Origin of the sequence: Pseudomonas sp. BGI-2 (assembly GCF_004310295.1) — a bacterium.
GTDB lineage: Bacteria > Pseudomonadota > Gammaproteobacteria > Pseudomonadales > Pseudomonadaceae > Aquipseudomonas.
On the sequence record NZ_SISB01000025.1, the window covers coordinates 70,646 to 92,177 of the forward strand.

Genomic DNA, 21,532 nt, shown 5'->3' on the forward strand with positions numbered 1-21,532 from the left:
CACACCGGTAGAATCGCGGCGTTTTTCATGATCGGGACCAGGGACATGTCGTATCGCGTCATCACCAGCATTTTTATGCTGCTTTTAAGCTGGGATGCCGTTGCGCAAGGTCCGGCGATTTCACCTGACATTTCCTACAGCCGGGATATCCAACCGATCCTCACCGAAAAGTGCGTGGCCTGCCATGCCTGCTACGACTCCGCCTGTCAGCTCAATCTGGGCAGCGGCGAAGGGGTGGCGCGTGGCGCGACTAAAACCCCGGTCTACGACGGAGAACGCAGCCAGGCCGCCGCGCCGACCCGGCTGTTTTATGACGCGTTCGGTAAACGTGCCTGGCAGCAGAAGGGCTTCTATTCGGTCCTCGACGCCCAAGGCAGCCAGGCCGCTCTGATGGCGCGAATGCTGGAGCTGGGCCACACAACCCCGCTGCAACCCAACGCCAAATTGCCGGAAGACATCGTGCTGGGCCTGAACCGGGAAAACATGTGCGCCATGCCGGCGGAGTTTGACGGCTACGCCAGTACCCCCCCAAAAGAAGGCATGCCGCTGGCGGTCACCGGCCTGACCGACCAGCAATACCAGACACTGCAACGCTGGCTGGCCTCGGGTGCGCCAATCGATGAGCAAGGCCTGGTCCCGAGCGCGAAGGAAGCCTTGCAGGTGGTGCAGTGGGAAAATCTGCTCAACGCCCCGGGCGCGCGGCAAAGTCTGGTCGGCCGCTGGTTGTTCGAGCATTGGTTCCTCGCCCACCTCTACTTCAAGGATGGCGAGCCAGGGCATTACTTCCAGTGGGTGCGCTCGCGAACCCCGACCGGGCAGCCTATCGACCTGATCAACACCCGCCGGCCAAACGACGATCCGGGTACTCAGGTGTATTACCGCTTGTGGCCGGTGCAGGGCGTGATCGTGCACAAGACCCACATCACCTATCCGCTGAGCGCGGCGAAGATAGCGCGGATCAAAAGCCTGTTTTACAACGGTAACTGGCAGGTCAACGCCTTGCCGGGATACGGGCCGGAACGACGGGCCAATCCGTTCACCACGTTCGAAGCGATCCCGGCGCAGGCCCGTTATCAGTTCATGCTCGATAACGCCGAATACTTTGTACGCACCTTCATTCGCGGCCCGGTCTGCCGCGGCCAGATCGCCACCGATGTCATCCGCGATAACTTCTGGGCGCTGTTTCAGGCACCGGAACACGACCTCTACATCACCGACCCGCACTATCGCGGCCAGGCCACGCCGTTGCTGGCCATGCCGGGTCAAAACGACGACGTCGGCAGCGTCCTGAGCCTGTGGTATGACTACCGCAACAAACGCAACGAGTACGAAGCGCTACGCCGGGACAATTACGCCGATCTGCCGGCGCCGAGCTGGTCGACCCTGTGGGCGGGAAATGACAACGCGCTGCTGAGCATCTTTCGGCATTTCGACAGCGCTTCGGTGAACAAGGGCCTGATCGGCGACGTGCCGCAGACCCTGTGGCTGTTCGATTTTCCACTGCTGGAGCGCACGTATTATCAGTTGGCGGTCAACTTCGATGTGTTCGGCAACGTGTCTCATCAAGCCCAGACGCGGTTGTACTTCGACCTGATCCGCAACGGCGCCGAGCAGAATTTCCTGCGCCTGATGCCGGCCGATTCGCGGGACGATTACCTCAATGATTGGTACCAGAGCGGCGGCCAATTCAAGATGTGGCTGGATTACGAAGCCATCGACAATGACACGCCGACGGCACTGAAGCTGGATGAAAAGGACCCCAAGCGCGACTTTGCGATGCAGTTGCTGTCCCGTTACGGCGAACTCAATGCCAGGCCCGATCCGATCAACCGCTGTGACGGCGCTTACTGCTCGCGCCCGAACATCGACCCGGTCTTGCAGAATGCCGAGCAGGCGCTGAGTCGCCTGACTTCACGCCCGGCGGCCGGTTTGCGGGTCATCGATCAGTTGCCGGAAGCGACCATGCTGCGCATCGAGACCGCTGGCGGCAAACGCGAGGTTTATAGCCTGCTGCGCAACCGGGCCCACAGCAATGTGGCATTCCTGCTCGGTGAATCGCTGCGCTATCAGCCGGGGCTCGATACGTTGACCATTTTCCCGGGCGTGCTCAGCAGCTACCCGAATTTCATGTTCAACATTCCCGCCGACCAGGTGCCGGCGTTCGTCGATGCGATGGAAAACGCCAAGGACGCGCACCGCTTCGAGAAAATCGTCGAGCGCTGGGGTGTTCGCCGCAGTCATCCGCAGTTCTGGTTTTACTTCCATGACCTGAGCCGATACCTCCACGAAACCGAGCCAGTGGAAGAGGGCGTGCTGGACATGAACCGATACGAGAATCTTTGATCGACTTTTGACTGCTGCCCGGTGTCGGATCTGTAAGGCAACGCTGAACCCATGTGGGAGCGGGCTTGCTCGCGAAAGCGGTGTGTCAGTCGACGTAAGTATTGCCTGACATACCGCTTTCGCGAGCAAGTCGAGTCGTCGCACCGCCGCTCCCACAGGGAATCTGTGGTGGTTTGGGATTGGGAACGGGAGGGGCGTTGATGTTGATTTCTGTACAAGCCCTGCGCGCCATCGCAGCCTGGGCGGTGGTCTGCCACCATTTCATGCAGATTTTCTTCGACTTCCAGGCCCGTGGGCCGGTGGGGCAGGCGTTTATCGACAAGGGCGCCGTGGGCGTCGACATCTTCTTCGTCATCAGCGGTTTGGTGATCTTCCTGTCCACCGAGGGCAAGTCACTGCCACCGATGCGGTTTCTGTTGTACCGACTGTTTCGGATCGTCCCGGCTTACTGGCTGTACACGGTGCTGATGGCACTGGTCGTGGTATTCGCTCGGCCGGTGTTGCCGGATCAGACGGTTGACTGGTCGCACTTCCTGCTGTCGCTGTTGTTTATTCCTACGGAGAATCCGGGCGGCTATGGGATTTATCCGACCCTCAACGTCGGCTGGACCCTCAACTACGAAATGTTGTTCTACCTGCTGTTCGGCTGGGCACTGCTGTTCCGCTTGCACTTCAGGTTATTGATCGTTGCGGCGTTGCTGTTCGCGGTATGCCAGGCCTGGACCGGCTATGGCTGGGTCAGCGAGTTCTACCGTTCGGACATCGTTTATGAGTTCTTACTGGGGATCGCCATCGGTATGCTTTACCGCCAAGGCTGGATCAAGCCGGGATTGTGGCTGCCGCTGCTGGGAATTGGCGGCGCGTTGCTGGCCATTTATCACTGGCCGCCGGCCCCACGCTTCCTGGCCTGGGGCTTGCCGAGCGCGGTGCTGGTGATGGCGTGCATTTCGCTGGAGCGCTATGTCGAGAACAATAGGCTGTTCAAATTGCTCGGCAATTGCTCCTACTCGGTTTATTTGATGCACGTGCTGGTGCTGTCTGCCGGTGGATTTGTCGCACAGCGTTATGGCGTGAATCCCTACGTGATGTTCGTCGTTTGCGCGGCGACAATTGGTCTGGCGTCCTGGGCAAGTTACGAATGGGTAGAAAAGCGCAGCTATCAGTGGCTTAAAGCCCGGATTGACGGCGAAACGGTTACTTAAGCGGCGATGGCTCTTTCCCGACAAAAATACTAGGACTTTGTACGGCGCGATGATTGGCGTAAACTGCGCCCAAGCCTGCGAGGAGTTTCCATGACCGCTATTACCATCACCGACGCCGCCCACGATTATCTGGCTGATCTGCTCTCCAAGCAGAACACCCCGGGTATCGGCATCCGCGTCTTTATCACCCAGCCTGGCACCCAGTACGCCGAAACCTGCATTGCTTACTGCAAGCCGGGCGAAGAGAAACCTGAAGACACCGCGCTGGGGCTCAAAAGCTTCACCGCTTACATCGATTCGTTCAGCGAAGCCTTCCTGGACGACGCGGTAGTCGACTACGCCACCGACCGCATGGGCGGCCAGCTGACGATCAAGGCGCCAAACGCCAAAGTTCCGATGGTCAGCGCCGACAGCCCGGTCAACGAGCGCATCAACTACTACCTGCAAACCGAGATCAACCCGGGGCTCGCCAGCCACGGCGGTCAGGTCAGCCTTATCGATGTGGTCGAAGACGGTATCGCCGTACTGAAGTTCGGCGGCGGTTGCCAGGGCTGCGGCCAGGCAGATGTCACCCTTCGCGAAGGCATCGAGCGCACTTTGCTCGAGCGCATTCCCGAGCTCAAGGGTGTACGGGATGTGACTGACCACACGCAGAAAGAAAATGCCTACTACTGAGTAAGGTGTTCGCTGCGAAATGAAAAAACGGCACCCGTGAGTGCCGTTTTTTTGTGGACGATTGATTATCTGTGAGTGAAGGGATTTACCTGTGGCGAGGGGATTTAGCGTGACTCAGGGCCGATACAAGTGCGCATGCCCGGCGCGATACAGCGATGATTCGCTGAACTGATCACTGCCCAACACCCGCCCCACCAGTATCAACGCCGTGCGCCGAAAACCCTTCGCCGCAACCTTGGCCGCAATGTCCGCAATCGTCCCCACCACCCAATCCTGATCCGGCCAGGTCGCCCGGTGAATCACCGCGATCGGGCAGTCCGCGCCGTAATGCGGCAGCAATTCGGCGAGGATTTTCTCCAGATGATTGACCCCCAAATGAATCGCCATGGTCGCCCCGTGCTGCGCCAGACTGCCCAGCTCTTCACCGGCCGGCATCACGGTCTTATCGGCATAGCGGGTCAGAATCACGCTCTGGGAAATGTCGGGCAACGTCAGCTCAGCCCCCAAAAGCGCCGCACACGCGGCAGTAGCCGTAACGCCGGGAATGATTTCAAACGCAATCCCGAGTTCTCGCAGATAACGAATCTGCTCACCAATCGCCCCGTAAAGACTCGGATCACCCGAATGCACCCGCGCCACGTCCTGGCCGTTGGCATGGGCGGTTTTGAACAGTTCGATGATCTGTTCCAGATGCAACTCCGCGCTGTTGACCATCTGTTCGGCACAATGGCCTTCCAGCACGGCGGCGGGCACCAAAGAGCCGGCATAGATGATCACCGGGCAACTGCGAATCAGCCGTTGGCCTTTGACGGTGATCAGTTCCGGGTCGCCGGGACCTGCGCCAATGAAGTAGACGGTCATCGTCCGTTCCTTTGAAAAAAGAGTCTGTCAGAAAAAGGGCGTGAGTAAGGCTTCAGATGAAGATTGCTCATGATCGAAGGCGGGGATTATCGGGGATCTTACGCAACGCAGGCCAATGCCAGGGTGGCCTGGGCGTATTTTTGTCGCGAAATCAGCAGTTTTGCCGGTGCCTGGGCCAGTTGTTCGGCCAGGGCCAGGGCGGCACTTTCCGCCACGCCGTAGCAACCGGTGCGTTCGAACGCGATGTCCGAATGATGGCTGAGTCGCGGTTTGTAGCCTTTCAATTGCTCGCTGCTGAAATACATCAGCGGCAATGCGAGTTGCGCAGCCAGCTCGATCAGGCCAGGTTCATCACGCTTCAGGTCGATACTGGCCAGGGCCTTGATCTGGTGAAGTCCGATTTTATGAGCCTGTAGTGCCTGATCGAGCAACGCCCGCAGCGTGCTGGCGGGGCAGCCGCGCTGGCAGCCCAGGCCGACGACTAAAGTCGGCGGTGTGCCGGTATCCGTCATGCGTGGTATTGGCCATCGCTTTTGCGGCGGAACAACCAGGCGCTGATCAGGCCCAGGGCCAGCCAGAACGCGACGTTGGTCAGCTGCGAAGCGATTTTGAACTGTGCTTCCAAGGCTTCCGGAGCGAGCATCGAGTGCACTTCCGGTTGCGGCGCGCCGATCACATGCGGAACGGCGAGAATCGCCACGCCGAGGATCTTCATCAGCCAGTGACGGCTAAACACGATCAAGGCGATGCCGACAGCCGTGGAGGCGGCCGTGCCGATCCACCAGAGTTGCCGTTGCGCCAGATCGGCCGCGGCAGTGCCCGGCAGTTCAGGCGGCAGGCCGAGGGTTGGCGCCAGCACGAATGTCGCGTAACCGGCCAGGCCCCAGAGCAAGCCCTGCGAGGTTTTAGTCGGTGCACGCAAGGTGTAGAGCCCGGCGAGCATCAGGGCGAAACCAACGGCTACCACCAAGTTACCGCCCGTGGTCGACAACACGCGCTGCCAGCCGTCTTCCGGTTCCCAGGCTTCGGCATCGTGGGTATGAGCGGCAACACCGGCGGCGTGTTCGTGAACTTCAACAGCGGCCGGCTCGGATTTTTCGTAGGTTTCGGCCTGCAAAATCAGCGGAGCGACCCAGAAGCTTTGCAGCAGGGTCAGCAACAGGGCGGCCAGCAGCCCGGTGAAACCTGCGGTTTGCGCAATACGCTTGATCATGTCGGCAGATCTCAATGGCACGGGAAGGCGGAGCTGTGACGGGTATCGTGCGCGGCGTTGTGGACCGCTTCGATGTGCGAGAAACCGGCGAAATACACAAGGCAAGCGCCAAGGATCGATGCGCAAACGGCAGCGGTCAGGCGTTGAGTCAGGGTCGTGGTGGTGCTGGCCGCTGTGTGGCTAGTGCTGCTGATGATCGACATGGCGCTTCCCTCTGGTCTGTCAGCGGGTGAATAGAGCGCATGGAAAACCCCTGCGAATCGGGCGCGCAGAGGTTCAAACAGCGCCCGCCCACCGCGGGTTTGTTATTCAGTGATCGTAATGGTCACTTTGTGTTGCGGGCCGGTCTCCGGGCTCACGAGGGGCACTGGCTTTCGCCTTGACCTGCAAGCATCACCTTCCCATGCCGAACTGCTGGCACAGTGGATCTGACGCTTCGCTCGCTTACCGTTGCGGGGGCAGCACCGGACTGACATGGCTTGAGTAAAGCACATGATTCACCGGTTTCCCGTTTCACCCTGTGAAGGGCACCCGTAACAAGGCGTGTAGGAGAGCATGGGCGGGGGTTTGGCGTCAATTGGCATGGGTTCTCATCTCGCAATTGAGGGGTGTAACTGTGTTGAAGGGATTTATCTGTGGCGAGGGGATTTATCCCCTTTGGGCAGCGAAGCGGCCCCTGCATTTCTTCAGGCACACCCCGCAAACAGGTTTTGCGACGGCTTCGCCGCCGAAGGGGGCGGTGCGACGTTTCGCTAAATCCCCTCGCCACAGAGATCGTCATTGCGGACATTGACCCGCCCCAAGACGATGCGTAGCCTTGCGCTTTCGAGGTTCTTCGGCATTTGCCGAAGCTAAGAAGGGAACGCGGTCGATGCCGCGGCTGCCCCCGCAACTGTGAACGGTGATGTTCGCTGCCACGCCACTGAAAGCCCTGTCCAACGGGTTCGCGGGAAGGCGCAGCGAATGCCAGGCCAACCGCCCGGCACACCGTCAGCCAGGAGACCTGCCTCGACAAAAATTCTCACTACAACCGGGCGGGGTGATCCGGTGGCGAACTCTTCCGCGCGCGTCCGTCGCTGCGATTGTCGTCCCGTATGCCCGCCACCTTGCCAAAGGGCATCCGATGAAAACACTGGCCAAACTCCCCGTCACCATCGTTACCGGCTTCCTCGGCTCGGGCAAAACCACCTTGCTGCGGCACATGCTCGACAACGCTCAGGGCCGTCGCATCGCGGTGATCGTCAATGAATTTGGCGAGCTGGGCATCGACGGCGAGATCCTCAAGCAGTGCTCCATCGGTTGCACTGAAGAAGAAGCCAACGGCCGCGTCTACGAACTGGCCAACGGCTGCCTGTGCTGCACCGTTCAGGAAGAATTCTTCCCGGTGATGCGCGAACTCGTCGCCCGTCGCGGCGACCTCGACCACATCCTCATCGAAACCTCGGGTCTGGCCCTGCCAAAACCTCTGGTCCAAGCCTTCCAGTGGCCGGAAATCCGCAGCGCCTGCACCGTTGACGCGGTGATCACGGTGGTCGACAGCCCGGCCGTTGCTGCCGGCACCTTCGCGGCTTTCCCGGACCAGGTCGATGCCCAACGCAAACTCGACCCGAACCTGGACCACGAATCGCCGTTGCACGAGCTGTTCGCCGACCAACTGGCCAGCGCCGACCTGGTGATCCTCAACAAGGCCGACCTGATCAGCCCTGAAGACCTGGCCCGTGTGCGCCTGGAAGTCGCCGAAGAACTGCCGCCAGCGGTAAAAGTCATCGAAGCCAGCAGCGGGCGCGTGCCATTGGACGTGCTGATCGGCCTCGGTGCCGGTTCCGAGGAACACATCGACAGCCGTCACAGCCATCACGATCACCACCACGAAGGCGAGGACGATCACGATCACGATGCTTTTGATTCGATCTCCATCGAACTTCCGCAGGCTGACGAAAGCCTGCTGCTGGACGCACTGACCCAATTGGTGGTCCAGCACGGCATCCTGCGGGTCAAAGGTTTCGCGGCGATCCCGAACAAGCCGATGCGCCTGCTGATCCAAGGCGTGGGCACGCGTTTCGACAAGCATTTCGACCGTCAGTGGGGCGCCGATGAAGCGCGCGCCACGCGCCTGGTATTGATCGGCCAGGAACTGGACGGAATTCTAATCGAAGCGCAATTGCGCGCTGCGCTCAGCGCTTAAGCCATGCACCTGCTCAGGACCCAGCCCGGCGGATTCGTGTCGGATGACAACATCGCCGACCTTGGACAAACCCCGGCCGAGCTGGTGATCCTGTGCAGCGGTGACTCAAGCCTGGCGCTGCTCGCCGAAGCGGCGCAACAGTTGCCGGATGATTACCCGAGCGTGCGCCTGGCCAACCCGATGCAGGTGCAGAATCACGCGTCGGTCGATCTGTATGTCGACGAAGTGCTGCGCCACGCCAAGGTGGTTCTGATTTCGTTGCACGGCGGCATCGCCTATTGGCGTTACGGTGTCGAACGTCTGGTGGAGCTGTCCCAACGCGGCGTACAACTGATTCTGGTGCCCGGCGATGATCGGCCGGACCCGGAACTCAGTGACCTGAGCACCGTGTCTGCCGACGACCGCGACCGTCTCTGGCAGTTTTTGCGTCAGGGCGGCATGGCCAATGCCCAGGATTTTTTCTGCTGCCTGGCCAATCGCTGGCTGGATCGCGATTACGTGTGGGCCGAGCCGCAAACGCTGCCGCGTACGGCGATTTACCATCCGCACAAAAGCCCCGCCGAACTGCACGATTGGCAAGCCGACTGGCAGGCCGGTCAACCGGTGGCGGCGGTGCTGTTTTATCGCTCGCATTTGCAGGCGGCGAACACCGCTTTTATCGATGTTTTCTGTCAGCGTTTGCAGGCTGCGGGCCTCAACCCTTTGCCGATTGCACTGGCCAGTTTGAAAGAACCCGGCTGCCTGACGGTGGTCGAGGACCTGCTGGATGAAGTCGAGGCGGGGGTGATTCTCAATACCACCGGCTTTGCCCAATCCAGCCCCGAAGCGCCGCATTTGCGGCCGTTTCGCCGCAACATTCCGGTGATCCAGGCAATCTGCGCCCAAGACAACGAGCCGGGCTGGCGTGCCAGTGAACAGGGCCTCGGCCCGCGTGATCTGGCGATGCACATCGCCTTGCCGGAACTGGACGGGCGAATCATCAGCCGGCCGATCAGCTTCAAGGACCTGGCGTGGCGCAGCGAGCGCAGTCAGTCGGACGTGGTGTGCTATCGGGCGCAACCGGAGCGCATGGATTTCGTCGCCGAACTGGCGCGGCGCTGGATCGATCTGGCGCGAGTACCGAATCGCGAAAAACGCATCGCGCTGATCCTCGCCAACTACCCGACCCGCGACGGGCGCATCGGCAATGGCGTGGGCCTCGACACCCCGGCCGCCGCGCTGAACATCTTGCGTGCGTTGCACTCCGAAGGTTATCCGCTGCCCGCCGAGTTACCGGAGAGCGGCACTGCGTTGATCCAGCAATTGCTCGGCGGCGTCAGCAACGACCTCGACACGATCGACCAGCGTCCCTGCCAGCAAAGCCTGGCGCTGGACGACTATCAGCGGATGTTCAACACATTGCCCGAGGCCAATCAGCACGCCGTGCTGGAGCGCTGGGGCACGCCCGAGAGCGATCCGATGTTCCGTGACGGACGCATGATGATCGCCGGGTTGCGCTTTGGCCTGACCTTTGTCGGCATTCAGCCGGCGCGGGGTTATCAGGTTGACCCGAGCGCGGTGTATCACGACCCCGATCTGGTGCCGCCCCACGGTTATCTGGCGTTCTACTTCTGGCTGCGCAACACCTATGGCGCCCACGGCGTGATCCACGTAGGCAAGCACGGCAATCTCGAATGGTTGCCGGGCAAAGGTGTCGGGCTCTCCGAAAACTGCTGGCCGGACGCGCTCCTCGGGCCGTTGCCGAATATCTATCCGTTCATCGTCAACGACCCGGGCGAGGGTGCCCAGGCCAAGCGTCGCACCCAGGCCGTGATCATCGATCACCTGATGCCGCCGCTGACCCGCGCCGAAACCTATGGCCCGTTGCGCAACCTTGAGTTGCTGGCCGACGAGTATTACGAAGCGCAATTGCTCGATCCGCGCCGCGCCCGGGAATTGCAGCGCGACATTCTGCAACTGGTGCGCGAGACGCACATCGACCGTGAACTGCAGCTGGACGAGAAGCTCAACAGCGACGCCGATGCGGCGATCTGGTTGCCACGGCTGGACACGTACCTGTGCGACTTGAAAGAGTCGCAGATTCGCGATGGCCTGCACATTTTTGGCGAGTCGCCGACCGGGCGCTTGCGCATCGACACGTTGTTGGCGCTGTTGCGCATTCCCCGTGGCGATGGTCGTGGGGCGCAGTCGAGTCTGTTGCGGGCGTTGGCCAAAGCGTTTGAGTTGGGTTTTGATCCGCTGGATTGTGCGTTGGCCGAGCCTTGGATCGGACCTCGACCGGATGCCTTGCAATCGTTGAGCGAAGAAGTCTGGCGCACGGCGGGTGATTCCCGCGAACGTCTTGAGCTGTTCGCTGCTCAACTGATCTCGCAGACGTTGAATGCCAACTACGAACCCTGTGGGAGCGAGCCTCTGTGGCGAGGGGATTTATTCCCGTTGGGCTGCGCAGCAGTCCCATTTTTTGGGGCCGCTTCACAGCCCAACGGGGATAAATTCCCTCGCCACAAAAGCACCATCCCACAGGAGAGTGGTTGGTCTGAGGTTGGCGCCATCCTCGACAGCCTGCGCGAAGTGGTCGCCCCGCGTCTGGACGCCTGCGGTCCAGCAGAAATTCGCGGCCTGCTCGACGCCTTGAGCGGTCGTTTCGTCCCGGCCGGCCCCAGCGGTGCACCGAGTCGCGGTCGTCTGGACGTGCTGCCGACCGGGCGCAATTTCTACTCGGTGGACGTGCGCAACCTGCCGACCACCACGGCGTGGCGCATCGGCTTCCAATCGGCGAACCTGATTCTTGAACGGCATTTGCAGGACCACGGCGATCACTTGCGCCAGCTCGGGCTATCCGTCTGGGGCACCGCGACCATGCGCACCGGCGGCGACGACATCGCCCAGGCCATGGCGTTGATGGGCGTGCGTCCGGTCTGGGCTACCGGCAGTCAACGGGTCGACGACTTTGAAATTCTGCCGCTGAGCTTGCTCGACCGTCCGCGTGTGGACGTGACTTTGCGGGTTTCCGGATTCTTCCGTGATGCCTTCGCCAACCTGATCCGCCTGTTCGACGCCGCCGTGCAAGCCGTCGCCGCGCTCGACGAGCCGGACGACCTCAACCCGCTGGCCGCCAAGGTGCGTGCCGAGCGTGAAACGTTGATGCAATCGGGCCTCGATGAAGAAGCGGCCAGGCGTCAGGCCGGCTGGCGGATTTTCGGTGCCAAACCTGGCGCTTATGGCGCAGGCGTTCAGGGCGCCATCGACGGGCGTCTGTGGCAAAGCCGCGAGGATCTGGCCGAGGTTTACCTGAATTGGGGCGGCTACGCTTACGGCGGCTCCGATGAGGGCACCGCGGCCCGCGAGCAATTCGCCCAGCGCTTGAGCCAGGTTCAGGCCGTGCTGCAAAACCAGGACAATCGCGAGCATGACTTGCTCGATTCCAACGACTATTACCAATTCCAGGGCGGCATGCTCGCTGCCGTGGAAAGCCTCAGCGGCGAAGCGGCGGCCAGTTACCATGGCGATCACAGTCAGCCGGACCTGCCGAAGATCCGCACCTTGAAGGAAGAGCTGGCCCGGGTGATCCGCTCCCGGGCGGCCAACCCGAAGTGGATCGACGGGGTGAAGCGTCACGGCTATAAAGGCGCGTTCGAACTGGCGGCGACGGTCGATAATCTGTTCGCGTTCGACGCCACGACGCAGTTGATCGACGATCATCAATACGCGTTGCTGGCGGATGCGTATTTGCTCGATCCGGCGACCCGGGATTTTGTGCGTGAGCATAATCCCCATGCGCTGCGCGACATGACCGAGCGGATGCTTGAGGCGCAGCAGCGCGGGATGTGGCAGGAACCGGGCGCGTATCGCGAGGCGCTGGAAAACCTTTTGCTGGATATAGAAGAAGACAGCTGATGCACCGCAAAACCTGTAGGAGCGAGGCTTGCCCGCGAAGAGGCCTTCACATTCAATATTGATACCGACTGAATAGACGCCTTCGCGGGCAAGCCTCGCTCCTACAAGGTACAAGGTGTGCCTGCTACCGACCATGACCGAGATATAAAAATGACCGACACCCCGCATTTCCCGCTCTCCGCCGTGGTCGGCGCCGACGATCTGAAGCTCGCCCTCTACCTGACCGCCATCGACCCGAAAATCGGCGGCGTGTTGATCGAAGGCCCGCGTGGCATGGCCAAATCGACCCTGGCCCGGGGCCTGGCGGACTTGCTGGCCAGCGGTCAGTTCGTCACCTTGCCCCTCGGCGCCACCGAAGAACGGCTGGTCGGAACCCTCGACCTCGACGCCGCCCTGAGCGAAGGTCGCGCACAATTTTCCCCCGGTGTATTGGCCAAGGCCGACGGCGGTGTGCTTTACGTCGATGAAGTCAATCTGCTGCCCGATCACCTCGTCGACCTGTTGCTCGACGTGGCCGCCAGCGGCACCAACCTGATCGAGCGCGACGGCATTTCCCACCGGCATTCGGCGAAGTTTGTATTGATCGGCACCATGAACCCGGAAGAGGGCGAACTGCGGCCGCAACTGCTCGACCGTTTTGGCCTGAACGTCGCGCTCGGTGGCCATACCGCACCGGCCGAACGTGGCCAGATCATCCGTCGGCGTCTGGATTTCGACAGCGATCCCCAGCGCTTTTGCGCTGAGTGGGAAAACCAGCAGCAGTCGCTGCGTGTACGTTGCCAGAAGGCGCGCAGCCTGTTGGCGAGCATCCCCCTGGATGATGAAGCACTGGCGCAGATTACCGAGCGTTGTTTCGCCGCTGGTGTCGATGGCTTGCGCGCCGATCTGGTCTGGTTGCGCGCTGCCCGTGCCCACGCCGCATGGCGAGGGGCGAGCGCTATCGCCGAGGAAGATATCGACGCGGTTGCCGAGTTTGCCTTGCGTCATCGTCGTCGCGAGCAATCGCCACCAGCGCCACAACACAATCAGTCACCTTCGGCTCAACCTTCCAGCCCGAGCGAAGGCCAGGGCCAGTGGGGCGAAATGCCCGCCCAGGCGTTGCCGATCGGTGCCCGGCGTGAAGTGCCGAGCTGGCCAAAAAAGCCCTAGGCATTCGCCCTCGATCTGACGCGGGGGCGAATGCCAGACCCCGCGCCGGACGACTGGATAACGGTAAACAGGGCAAGCGTCACGCCGCACGCAGTGGCTCGATCAACTGGCCCGGCACCTTGCTCAACGGCCGTCCTCGTCAGCACAAAGATGTGCTGTTTTATCTGCGGACCCGATCCGCTCATGAACTGTGGCTGGTGATCGTCGATGCGTCAGCCTCGACCCGCCGTCATCAGGCACTGAGCGATGCCAAGGGTTTACTCGCACAATTGTTCGACGACGCGTATCGCCAGCGTGCGCGTCTGGCGTTATTGACTGCCAGTGGCCATGCGCCGAAGTGGCAGGTGCAAGGCTTGAAAGCGTCGGCAGGGTTGCGAGGCTGGCTCGATGACCTGGGCGCGGGCGGCGGCACGCCGTTGTTGGCGGCACTTGGCAAAGCGGGCCGTTGGCTGGCGACACGGCAAAAACGCTTTCCGGCGGAACAGCAAAGGCTGTTGCTGGTGACCGACGGGCGATTGAAGGAATGGCCGGGGCTACCGGTGCTGGATTGCCCAGGGTTACTGATTGATATCGAACGCGGGCCGATCCGGTTAGGTCGGGCGAAACAGATGGCGGTAGAGCTGCAAGCGGATTATCGGCACATTGATGAGCTGTTTTCAGGCTGAGATCTTTGTTGTTTGCAGAGGCCCCTTCGCGAGCAAGCCCGCTCCCACATTAAATCTGCGCCGTTCACAAGTCCCCTGTGGGAGCGGGCTTGCTCGCGATGGCATCACCTCGGTTCCGGATAATCATGGCAAACCCAGCATCGCTGACCCAAACCCGATCTGCGGCATCCACAAATCCTGTGGGAGCGGGCTTGCTCGCGAAGGCATCACCCCGGGTTCCGGATCATCATGGCAAATCCAAATCACTACCCTATGCTCTGCGGGCCATTCGATCACCGGAGTGAATCATGCGCGTACTTGCCGTTAACGATCAGAACGATTTCCGCGTCAAAGCCTACGCCGGTACCAATGGCGTGCTGTTGGCCATGGATCTGGCCGAACCCCGCCGCAAAGGCCTGCTGGGTTTCGCCATCGAAAAGCAGCAGGGCAACAAACCCTGGCAGTTTTTGTTCAATAGCCTGACGTTCCAGGGTAAGTCCCATACCTTCGCGCAATATCACGCCACCCCGAGCAATATCGCGCCGTTACAGAAATTCCGCTGGGCCGATTACGCGGTCAATCCAGGGCTGACGATCCATTACCGGGTCCATCTGGCCTACGGCAGCGCCGATGCACCGCAACTCGGTGAATCCCTGGAAGTGACGGTCACCACCGACGATGGACATCCCGGCAACCAACGTGTCAATTTCAACCGCGCAGTGGCCGCCAGTCAGGCGTTCCAGCGCAAGTTTCCCGAGCTCGACGCGCTCATAAGTGACAATAAGAGGCTCCCCATCGAAGTCTGGCCCGATGCCCCGCGCCAATGGCTGGAGAACGGTTTGCTCGGGCGTTTGCTGGGCTTTATCGAGCGGGCCATCGATGGTCAGTGGGCACTGGACATCGCCATCTACGAGTACCAGTTGCCGGTGATTGTCGATGCGGTGAACGCGGCGCACGACCGCGGCGTGCACGTTCGCGTCCTTTATCACGCGCAACCGGACGAAGACACGACCGCCATGAATGAGGCGAGCCTGGAAAAGATCCCGGCGGCGAACAAGCGCGGACGCGTCACCCACAGCATTTTCCACAACAAGTTCATCGTCCTGAGCCGTCTCGATGCAGCGGGGCTGCGCCAGCCTGAAGCCGTGCTCTGCGGCAGCACCAACTTCACCCCCAACGGCATCTACCGTCAGGCCAACGTGGTGCATGTGCTGGACGATCCTCGGGTCGGCGCCAGTTACCTGCAAACGTTCGAGCAGGTCTGGAACACACCGGCGGATGTCGGCGCCACGCGGCAATGGATCACGCAACACAACCCGATGGACCCGACCCAACCGTTGTTCGCCGGATTCTCACCACGCTCGGGGCAGGGCGACTTGCATGAGTTCGTCGACATCATCAACGCGGCGAAAAAAGATGTGCTGTTCGTTACTGCGTTCACCTTGCCCGACGCCATCCTCAACGCATTGCTCGGTCAGCCCCACGACGACATCCTGCGCTACGGCCTGCAAAACTCCGCGAGCAAAATCACCGGGTTTCACGCCGACCGCACCGCTGAATTCACCACGGTTGCGCTGCTCAATACCGGGCTGGAAGGTTGGCTCATGGAAAGCAAGGAAGGCCAGAAGGGCAACCTGCTGGTGCACACCAAAGCCGTCGTCACGGATTTCACCAGCGATACGCCGACGATCATCAGTGGCAGTCATAACCTCAGTGCGGCGGCCAGTCGCAGCAATGACGAGAACTACCTGATCATTCGCGGGGATACCGATTTGGCGGATCGGTATGGGTTGGAATTGCTACGGTTCTATGAGCACTACCGGTTTCGCTATTACGCGAAAAAACTGGCGCTCAAGCAGGTCCAGCCGTTAGCAGCGGATGACAGCTGGACTGATGATTATTATGTCGAGGGGAATTTGCGGATGCTGTCGAGGTTGCGTTTTTCCGGGCAGTAAATCACTGACTCAAATGACCCCTTCGCGAGCAAGCCCGCTCCCACATTGGATCTCGGGCGTTCACGAAATCCTGTGGGAGCGGGCTTGCTCGCGAAAGGGCCGACGCGGTTTTCAGCGCTTAGCGAAACAGATTGGTCCGCGCCAACTCAATCACCTCATCCCCACGCCCGCTCATCACCGCTTTAAGCATGTACAAACTGAACCCTTTGGCCTGTTCCAGCTTGATCGTCGGCGGCATCGCCAATTCCTGAGTCGCCGTCACCACGTCCACCAGCACGGGCCCGTCATGCGCCAGCGCCCGGCGCAAGGCCGGTTCCAGCGCCTCGGATTCCTCGACACGAATTCCCAGGATCCCCATGGCATTGGCCATCGCCGCGAAGTCCGGATTGTGCAAGTCCGTGCCGGTATCCAGTAGCCCGCTGGATTTCATTTCCATGGCCACGAACCCGAGCGAGGCATTGTCGTAGACGATGATTTTCACCGGCAGCTTCAGTTGCGCCAGAGAGATGAAATCCCCCATCAACATGCTGAAACCGCCATCGCCGGACAGCGAAATCACCTGCCGCCCAGGAAACGCCGCTTGCGCGCCAATGGCCTGCGGCATCGCGTTCGCCATGGAGCCGTGATTGAACGAACCGAGCAGTCGGCGCTTGCCATTCATTTTCAGATAGCGCGCGGCCCAGACCGTCGGCGTGCCCACGTCGGCGGTGAAGATCGCATCCTCATCGGCCAGTTCGCTGAGCAGGCGAGTGAGGTATTGCGGATGAATCGGCCGGCCCGGCGCCGAAGGTTGAGCCAGGTCATCAAGACCCTGACGCGCCTTTTGGTAGTGCTTGAGGGAAGACTCGAGAAAGCTGCGGTCGCCACGATAAGGCAGGCGCGGCAGCAACGCGGCGAGGGTTTCGCCAACATCGGCGGCGATGCCCAGATCCAGCGTGGTGCGCCGTCCGAGGGCTTGCGGGTCGTGGTCGATCTGAATGATGGTGGCGTCGGTGGGGTAGAACTGACGATACGGAAAGTCAGTCCCGAGCATCACCAGCGTGTCGCAGTTGAGCATCGCATGATATCCGGAACTGAAGCCGATCAGCCCGGTCATGCCAACGTCGAACGGATTGTCCCACTCCACGTGCTCCTTGCCGCGCAATGCATGCACCACCGGCGCGCCGAGGGCGTCGGCCAGCGCCACCACCTGAGCGTGGGCTCCCGCGCAGCCGGCTCCACACATCAGCGTCACGGCTTTGCTTTGACTGAGCAATTCGACCAGCCGATCCAGGTCATGAGGCGCGGGCAGGGTGCGTGGTTTTGAAAACGCCGGCCAGGGCTTGAGGTTGTCTTCGACTTCCTGCAGCGCCACGTCACCGGGAATCACCACCACCGCGACGCCGCGATTGAGGATTGCACTGCGCATCGCCCGGTGCAGCACCTGGGGCATTTGCGCCGGGTTGCTCACCAGTTCGACGAAGTGGCTGCATTCCTTGAACAGTTCCTGCGGGTGGGTTTCCTGAAAGTAATTCAGGCCCACTTCCGAGGACGGAATCTGCGCGGCGATGGCCAACACCGGCACATGGTTTTTGTGGCAATCGAACAGTCCGTTGATCAGGTGCAGATTGCCCGGCCCGCAACTGCCGGCGCACACCGCCAGTTCCCCGGTGATCGCTGCTTCGGCGCCGGCGGCGAACGCGGCGACTTCCTCGTGGCGCACGTGCATCCACTCGATGCTGTCCATGGTGCGCAGGGCCTCGGTCAGGCCGTTGAGGCTGTCGCCCGTCAGGCCCCAGATGCGTTTCACGCCGGCCTGTTCAAGGGTGGTTGCCAGTTGCTGGGCAATGGTGATTTTCGCCATGGGGTGCTCCAGTGATTGATGAATTGTCCTCGGGGTTAAAAGAGGACAACGCTGTGGCAACCATGACTCACCCGGGTTTGTGATTAATAGACGATTACTTGCCCATCGCCTGCCGGTACTGGCGCGTACGCCGGGCGATGTACAGCTGATCGAGAATCAACGCCCATATCGCTGAAACCTGTGGCCGGGTCTTGCGCCCGCGGCTCAGGCGATGCAGCTGGAACTTCACCACGGCCATGCTCGCCAAGGCGGCCAGTGGTTTGCGTTTCCAGCGGATCGGCGGCAATTGTGGGTGGCTGTTCTGGCCTTCGCGCCAGCGTTTGACCAACTTCGGTTCGATGGCCAGCGCCGTGCCGATACCGGCCATGGCGATGCCGCTGTCGAGCACCTGTGTTGCCCACTGACGAAACTGCTAAAGATGCCGTTCGTCTTCCAGCACTACGGCCCGCAGGGCCGGTCATGGTGCGGCGATCGATCATCACGTTGCCGGTCAGCAGCAGCCCCGTTTCACCCTCGGCCCAGGCCTGATACTGCTGGAACAGTGCGCTGGACGGCGCTTGTCCGGTATCCGCGAGGTTCTCTTCCATCGCGGCTTTGGCGATGCGATTGCCGAGGGGCTGGCCGTTTGCCCTGCAGTGCGAATGCCGAGCGGGTACTGGCGTCGCTCAAGCATTAGTTTTGACCGAGACAGTCATCGCCAAAGGCCTGGTAACGCAGGACATGGGTGGTGCCCATGGTGTCGATGTAGGTCATCTCCCGCGCGCCGGGTCCGCAGCCATCGTTGCGGGTCATGTTGAGCACTTTGGCAATATGGAGCGGCGTCGAATACGTGTAGTCCTCGACTGTCGGGGTGCTGGAATTGTCGATGGAAGCGGCCGCTGCAACACCGCTCAGACTGATCAGAAACAGGGCGGACAGAATGCGTTTCATGATGGGGCTCTCGTAGTGGCTACTGAACGATTTCAGTGGCAGTACGACGAGCCCCGTTGGGGTTTATTCCAGGCTCAGGGAAAAACTTTTCTGCGCCGGGATCGGATTGCGCATCAGCGTGCCGACCACCAGCGCCCCCAGCAAGGCCAGCAAACCCGCGACTATAAGCAGCAGGCTGAAGCCGCCGACGAATGCCTGGCGCGCCAACGGTTCGACGAGCGGGCGTGCGGTTTCCGGTAGCAAGTTCATGGCCGCGGTCATATCACCGGCGACCACCCGCGATGCAATGCCCTGGGTCTGGCCGAGCCATTGTGTACCTTGCGTCGACAGACTGGTACGCAACAACAGTTCGGTATGGCTGGACAGCAATGCACCGAAGACGCCGATGGCCAGTACGATCGCGCTGAAACGCATGGTGGTGCTCATGCCCGAGGCCATGCCGGTGCGCTCGCGGGGCACGCAGGCCATGATGTTTTTCTGCGTGTCGCCATTGAGCAAACCGGCACCGGCGCCTGTTACGGCAATGGCCAATGCGAAGGGCAGATAGCCGCCGCTGCTGACGGCCCAAGCGCTGAGCAGGTTGCCGCTGCCGACCAGGGTCAAACCCGCCGCCATCAGCGTCGCAGGGGCAAATCGATTGGCCAGCCGAGCGCCGATTCGCGGGCAAATCAACATGGTCACCGCAAATGGCAGCATCCCCAGCCCGGACGCGATGGCCGAGAAACCCAGGCCGTTTTGCAGATAGAACGGCAGCAACGTCATCATCACTTGGGCGCACCCGGCGTAGGCAAACATGCCGAGCAAGGCGCCGATGAAGCGCGGATGCTTGAACAATTGCAGGTCGACCATCGGCCGCTGTTGCATCCGCTCAATCAGCACAAACAGCCCCAACAGCAGGGCGCCACCGATGAGCCGGGCGTAGGTGAGCGGGTTGCTCCAGCCAATCCGGTTGGCTTCGATCAAGCCCCAGATCAGGCACAGCAAGCTCGCACTGAACGCCAGGCTGCCCCAGGGATCGAGGCGCGCAGACTGGGTGTTCCTCGATTCCGGCACGGCGCGCCAGACCCTGTACATCAAGAACAGCCCGACCGGCAGGTTGAGGTAGAAGATCCAGCGCCAGCCGACATACTCGGTGATCAGCCCGCCGACCGTCGGCGCGGCGGTCATCGCCACGCCCATGCACGCGCCCCAGAACGCCCAGGCCTTGGCTCGTTCGACTTCATCGTGAAAGGTGTGGCCGATCGCGGCCAGGGCCGACGTCAGCAGCAATGCCGCACCGACACCCTTGATCGCCCTCGCGATGTCGAGGAACAACGCAGTGGGCGCTGCGCCGCAACCTATGGAGGCCAGGATGAAAATGCCCAGGCCGCAGAGCATGGTTTTCTGCCGGCCAAAGCGATCGGCGATGCTGCCCGCGGGTAGCAATAAGGCCGCGAACGCCAGCATGTACGCGCTGACCACCCATTCGATGTCGGCAAAGTTCGCGCCCAGGTCCCGGGCGATGGTCGGCAGGGTGACGGCGACGATGTTGGTGTCGAGCACGATCAGCGAGCACACGCCGGAGGCCGTCAGTAAGGTCAAACGCGGACTGACCCGGCTCATGGCGTAATTGCCTTTTGAGCAAGATTGTTGGCCGCGGCGCAGAAAAGGGGTTTGACGTACATGACGATGGCTCTCTACTGTGATTGTCTGTGAGCTTATCGCGGTCGATTATCGGCTTTGTTAGCCTGCTATCGGGACTTCATTACCTTTGAGCTAATGCACCCATGGACATACGGCATTTTCGCTACTTTCTGGCCGTTGCCCGGCAAGGCAACTTTACCCGCGCCGCCGAACAACTCGGTATCGCACCGCCCACCTTGACTCGACAGATCCAGGACATGGAGAACGAACTCGGCACGCGACTGTTCGTGCGCCAGACACGTGAAGTCAGCCTGACCGAGGCCGGTGCCGCGTTAATGATCGAGGCCGAGGCGACGGTGCGGCAATTCGAATACGCCCAGCACAATGCCCGGCGGGCTGGACGCGGGGATATCGGTCATATCGAACTCGGCTACGTGGCATCGGCGGTGTATTCGGGGTTACTGCAAAAACAGGTGCAGGCCTTCAGTCACGAGTGCCCGGACGTCAGCTTCAATGTGCGGGAAAGCCCCATGGCGTCATTGCCGGCCATGGTGGTCGAGGGGCGATTCGATATTGGTTATGTCCGCTCACCCATGACCCTGCCTGATGGCCTGGAGGCCATTCGCCTGGATGCAGAAGGCTTTGTGCTGGCGCTGTCCACCGAGTCCTGGCTGTGTCGTTTGCCGGACATCAGTCCGGAGCATCTGCAAAATGAGACGTTCATCCTGCCGGAGCAAATCAGCGGCACCTTGCAAGTCGCCGCCGAGGGCGGATTTGCGCCGAAACTGGGTGCGCAGCCGGGCGGACTGGTGGCGGTGATTGCGCTGGTATCGTTGGGGCAGGGCGTAGCAGTCGTGCCGGAATCGGTAGTCGGGCATGTCGGTTTGCCCGGTGTGCTGTACCGGACGATCAAGGGCTGCGAAGCGGCGTCGTGGTTGTCGTTGATTCATCGGCGGTTCGAGAAGTCGGCGGCGGTGGTCAGGTACATTGAGCAGGTCAAAAAGCACTGATT

The 21,532-nt window shown here is 61.2% G+C and carries 16 protein-coding genes, 1 pseudogene and 2 riboswitches; of the genes and pseudogenes, 9 read left to right on the forward strand and 8 right to left on the reverse strand.

Translation table 11 applies throughout. The annotated features are described in order from the left end of the window. Positions 1–45 precede the first annotated feature (45 nt). The 3 genes from EYC95_RS17810 to nfuA all read left to right on the forward strand — a co-directional run bounded on the left by EYC95_RS17810 (position 46) and on the right by nfuA (position 4,220). Positions 46–2,343 (forward strand): fatty acid cis/trans isomerase, encoded by a 2,298-nt coding sequence (locus EYC95_RS17810; protein ID WP_131061535.1) that lies wholly within the window; start codon positions 46–48, stop codon positions 2,341–2,343. 200 nt (positions 2,344–2,543) lie between these two features. Beyond that, positions 2,544–3,545: an acyltransferase gene (locus EYC95_RS17820; RefSeq protein WP_131061537.1), complete on the forward strand. Its 1,002-nt coding sequence runs from the start codon at positions 2,544–2,546 to the stop codon at positions 3,543–3,545. A 90-nt stretch (positions 3,546–3,635) separates the two neighbouring features. Next, complete coding sequence (nfuA, locus tag EYC95_RS17825; protein ID WP_008150988.1) at positions 3,636–4,220, forward strand: Fe-S biogenesis protein NfuA; 585 nt, start codon at positions 3,636–3,638, stop codon at positions 4,218–4,220. Between the two features lie 114 nt (positions 4,221–4,334). Here nfuA and cobM read toward each other — a convergent pair whose 3' ends face one another. From cobM to EYC95_RS17845, 4 genes are all read right to left on the reverse strand, one after another. Beyond that, entirely contained in the window at positions 4,335–5,081 is a 747-nt protein-coding gene (cobM, locus tag EYC95_RS17830; RefSeq protein ID WP_131061538.1) for a precorrin-4 C(11)-methyltransferase, read from the reverse strand. A 98-nt stretch (positions 5,082–5,179) separates the two neighbouring features. Further along, entirely contained in the window at positions 5,180–5,593 is a 414-nt protein-coding gene (locus EYC95_RS17835) for a cobalamin biosynthesis protein (protein ID WP_131061539.1), read from the reverse strand. Further along, positions 5,590–6,294, reverse strand: coding sequence for a CbtA family protein (locus tag EYC95_RS17840; RefSeq protein ID WP_131061540.1), 705 nt, complete (start codon positions 6,292–6,294; stop codon positions 5,590–5,592). Before EYC95_RS17840 ends, EYC95_RS17835 begins: the two co-directional genes overlap by 4 nt. An 11-nt stretch (positions 6,295–6,305) precedes the next feature. Continuing rightward, positions 6,306–6,497: a CbtB-domain containing protein gene (locus tag EYC95_RS17845; protein WP_131061541.1), complete on the reverse strand. Its 192-nt coding sequence runs from the start codon at positions 6,495–6,497 to the stop codon at positions 6,306–6,308. Positions 6,498–6,616: 119 nt separating this feature from the next. After that, a riboswitch (cobalamin riboswitch) is annotated at positions 6,617–6,844 on the reverse strand. A gap of 261 nt (positions 6,845–7,105) precedes the next feature. Further along, a riboswitch (cobalamin riboswitch) is annotated at positions 7,106–7,320 on the forward strand. A gap of 97 nt (positions 7,321–7,417) precedes the next feature. Between EYC95_RS17845 and cobW the strand changes: the two genes are divergently transcribed. The 5 genes from cobW to EYC95_RS17870 all read left to right on the forward strand — a co-directional run bounded on the left by cobW (position 7,418) and on the right by EYC95_RS17870 (position 16,124). After that, the gene (cobW, locus tag EYC95_RS17850) at positions 7,418–8,479 is read left to right on the forward strand and encodes a cobalamin biosynthesis protein CobW (protein ID WP_131061542.1); all 1,062 of its coding nucleotides are present in this window, start codon (positions 7,418–7,420) and stop codon (positions 8,477–8,479) included. A 3-nt stretch (positions 8,480–8,482) separates the two neighbouring features. After that, complete coding sequence (gene cobN / locus EYC95_RS17855; protein WP_131061543.1) at positions 8,483–12,376, forward strand: cobaltochelatase subunit CobN; 3,894 nt, start codon at positions 8,483–8,485, stop codon at positions 12,374–12,376. Between the two features lie 150 nt (positions 12,377–12,526). Further along, positions 12,527–13,525 (forward strand): ATP-binding protein, encoded by a 999-nt coding sequence (locus EYC95_RS17860; RefSeq protein ID WP_131061544.1) that lies wholly within the window; start codon positions 12,527–12,529, stop codon positions 13,523–13,525. Between the two features lie 53 nt (positions 13,526–13,578). After that, positions 13,579–14,190: a VWA domain-containing protein gene (locus EYC95_RS17865; protein ID WP_131061545.1), complete on the forward strand. Its 612-nt coding sequence runs from the start codon at positions 13,579–13,581 to the stop codon at positions 14,188–14,190. A gap of 287 nt (positions 14,191–14,477) precedes the next feature. Then, a complete protein-coding gene (locus EYC95_RS17870; protein ID WP_131061546.1) occupies positions 14,478–16,124 on the forward strand; it encodes a phospholipase D-like domain-containing protein in 1,647 nt (548 codons plus the stop codon). A gap of 118 nt (positions 16,125–16,242) precedes the next feature. Here EYC95_RS17870 and poxB read toward each other — a convergent pair whose 3' ends face one another. The 4 genes and pseudogenes from poxB to EYC95_RS17890 all read right to left on the reverse strand — a co-directional run bounded on the left by poxB (position 16,243) and on the right by EYC95_RS17890 (position 20,499). Continuing rightward, positions 16,243–17,967 (reverse strand): ubiquinone-dependent pyruvate dehydrogenase, encoded by a 1,725-nt coding sequence (gene poxB, locus EYC95_RS17875; RefSeq protein ID WP_131061547.1) that lies wholly within the window; start codon positions 17,965–17,967, stop codon positions 16,243–16,245. A 94-nt stretch (positions 17,968–18,061) separates the two neighbouring features. After that, positions 18,062–18,569 (reverse strand): annotated as a pseudogene (locus EYC95_RS17880) (hypothetical protein). 70 nt (positions 18,570–18,639) lie between these two features. Continuing rightward, complete coding sequence (locus EYC95_RS17885; RefSeq protein WP_131061548.1) at positions 18,640–18,897, reverse strand: DUF2790 domain-containing protein; 258 nt, start codon at positions 18,895–18,897, stop codon at positions 18,640–18,642. 63 nt (positions 18,898–18,960) lie between these two features. Continuing rightward, positions 18,961–20,499 (reverse strand): MFS transporter, encoded by a 1,539-nt coding sequence (locus tag EYC95_RS17890; protein WP_131061549.1) that lies wholly within the window; start codon positions 20,497–20,499, stop codon positions 18,961–18,963. Positions 20,500–20,663: 164 nt separating this feature from the next. On the opposite strand from EYC95_RS17890, the gene EYC95_RS17895 reads away from it, so the two are divergent. Then, positions 20,664–21,530 carry a LysR family transcriptional regulator gene (locus EYC95_RS17895; RefSeq protein WP_131061550.1) on the forward strand — a complete coding sequence of 289 codons (867 nt, stop codon included), beginning with the start codon at positions 20,664–20,666 and terminating at the stop codon, positions 21,528–21,530. The last annotated feature ends 2 nt before the right edge of the window (positions 21,531–21,532 follow it).

What these genes read in the sequence shown, in the direction of transcription:
- EYC95_RS17810 (WP_131061535.1), top strand. Translation starts at nt 46, where the DNA reads ATGTCGTATCGCGTCATCACCAGCATTTTTATGCTGCTTTTAAGCTGG.
- EYC95_RS17820 (WP_131061537.1), top strand. Translation starts at nt 2,544, where the DNA reads ATGTTGATTTCTGTACAAGCCCTGCGCGCCATCGCAGCCTGGGCGGTG.
- nfuA (WP_008150988.1), top strand. Translation starts at nt 3,636, where the DNA reads ATGACCGCTATTACCATCACCGACGCCGCCCACGATTATCTGGCTGAT.
- cobM (WP_131061538.1), bottom strand. Translation starts at nt 5,081, where the DNA reads ATGACCGTCTACTTCATTGGCGCAGGTCCCGGCGACCCGGAACTGATC.
- EYC95_RS17835 (WP_131061539.1), bottom strand. Translation starts at nt 5,593, where the DNA reads ATGACGGATACCGGCACACCGCCGACTTTAGTCGTCGGCCTGGGCTGC.
- EYC95_RS17840 (WP_131061540.1), bottom strand. Translation starts at nt 6,294, where the DNA reads ATGATCAAGCGTATTGCGCAAACCGCAGGTTTCACCGGGCTGCTGGCC.
- EYC95_RS17845 (WP_131061541.1), bottom strand. Translation starts at nt 6,497, where the DNA reads ATGTCGATCATCAGCAGCACTAGCCACACAGCGGCCAGCACCACCACG.
- cobW (WP_131061542.1), top strand. Translation starts at nt 7,418, where the DNA reads ATGAAAACACTGGCCAAACTCCCCGTCACCATCGTTACCGGCTTCCTC.
- cobN (WP_131061543.1), top strand. Translation starts at nt 8,483, where the DNA reads ATGCACCTGCTCAGGACCCAGCCCGGCGGATTCGTGTCGGATGACAAC.
- EYC95_RS17860 (WP_131061544.1), top strand. Translation starts at nt 12,527, where the DNA reads ATGACCGACACCCCGCATTTCCCGCTCTCCGCCGTGGTCGGCGCCGAC.
- EYC95_RS17870 (WP_131061546.1), top strand. Translation starts at nt 14,478, where the DNA reads ATGCGCGTACTTGCCGTTAACGATCAGAACGATTTCCGCGTCAAAGCC.
- poxB (WP_131061547.1), bottom strand. Translation starts at nt 17,967, where the DNA reads ATGGCGAAAATCACCATTGCCCAGCAACTGGCAACCACCCTTGAACAG.
- EYC95_RS17885 (WP_131061548.1), bottom strand. Translation starts at nt 18,897, where the DNA reads ATGAAACGCATTCTGTCCGCCCTGTTTCTGATCAGTCTGAGCGGTGTT.
- EYC95_RS17890 (WP_131061549.1), bottom strand. Translation starts at nt 20,499, where the DNA reads ATGAGCCGGGTCAGTCCGCGTTTGACCTTACTGACGGCCTCCGGCGTG.
- EYC95_RS17895 (WP_131061550.1), top strand. Translation starts at nt 20,664, where the DNA reads ATGGACATACGGCATTTTCGCTACTTTCTGGCCGTTGCCCGGCAAGGC.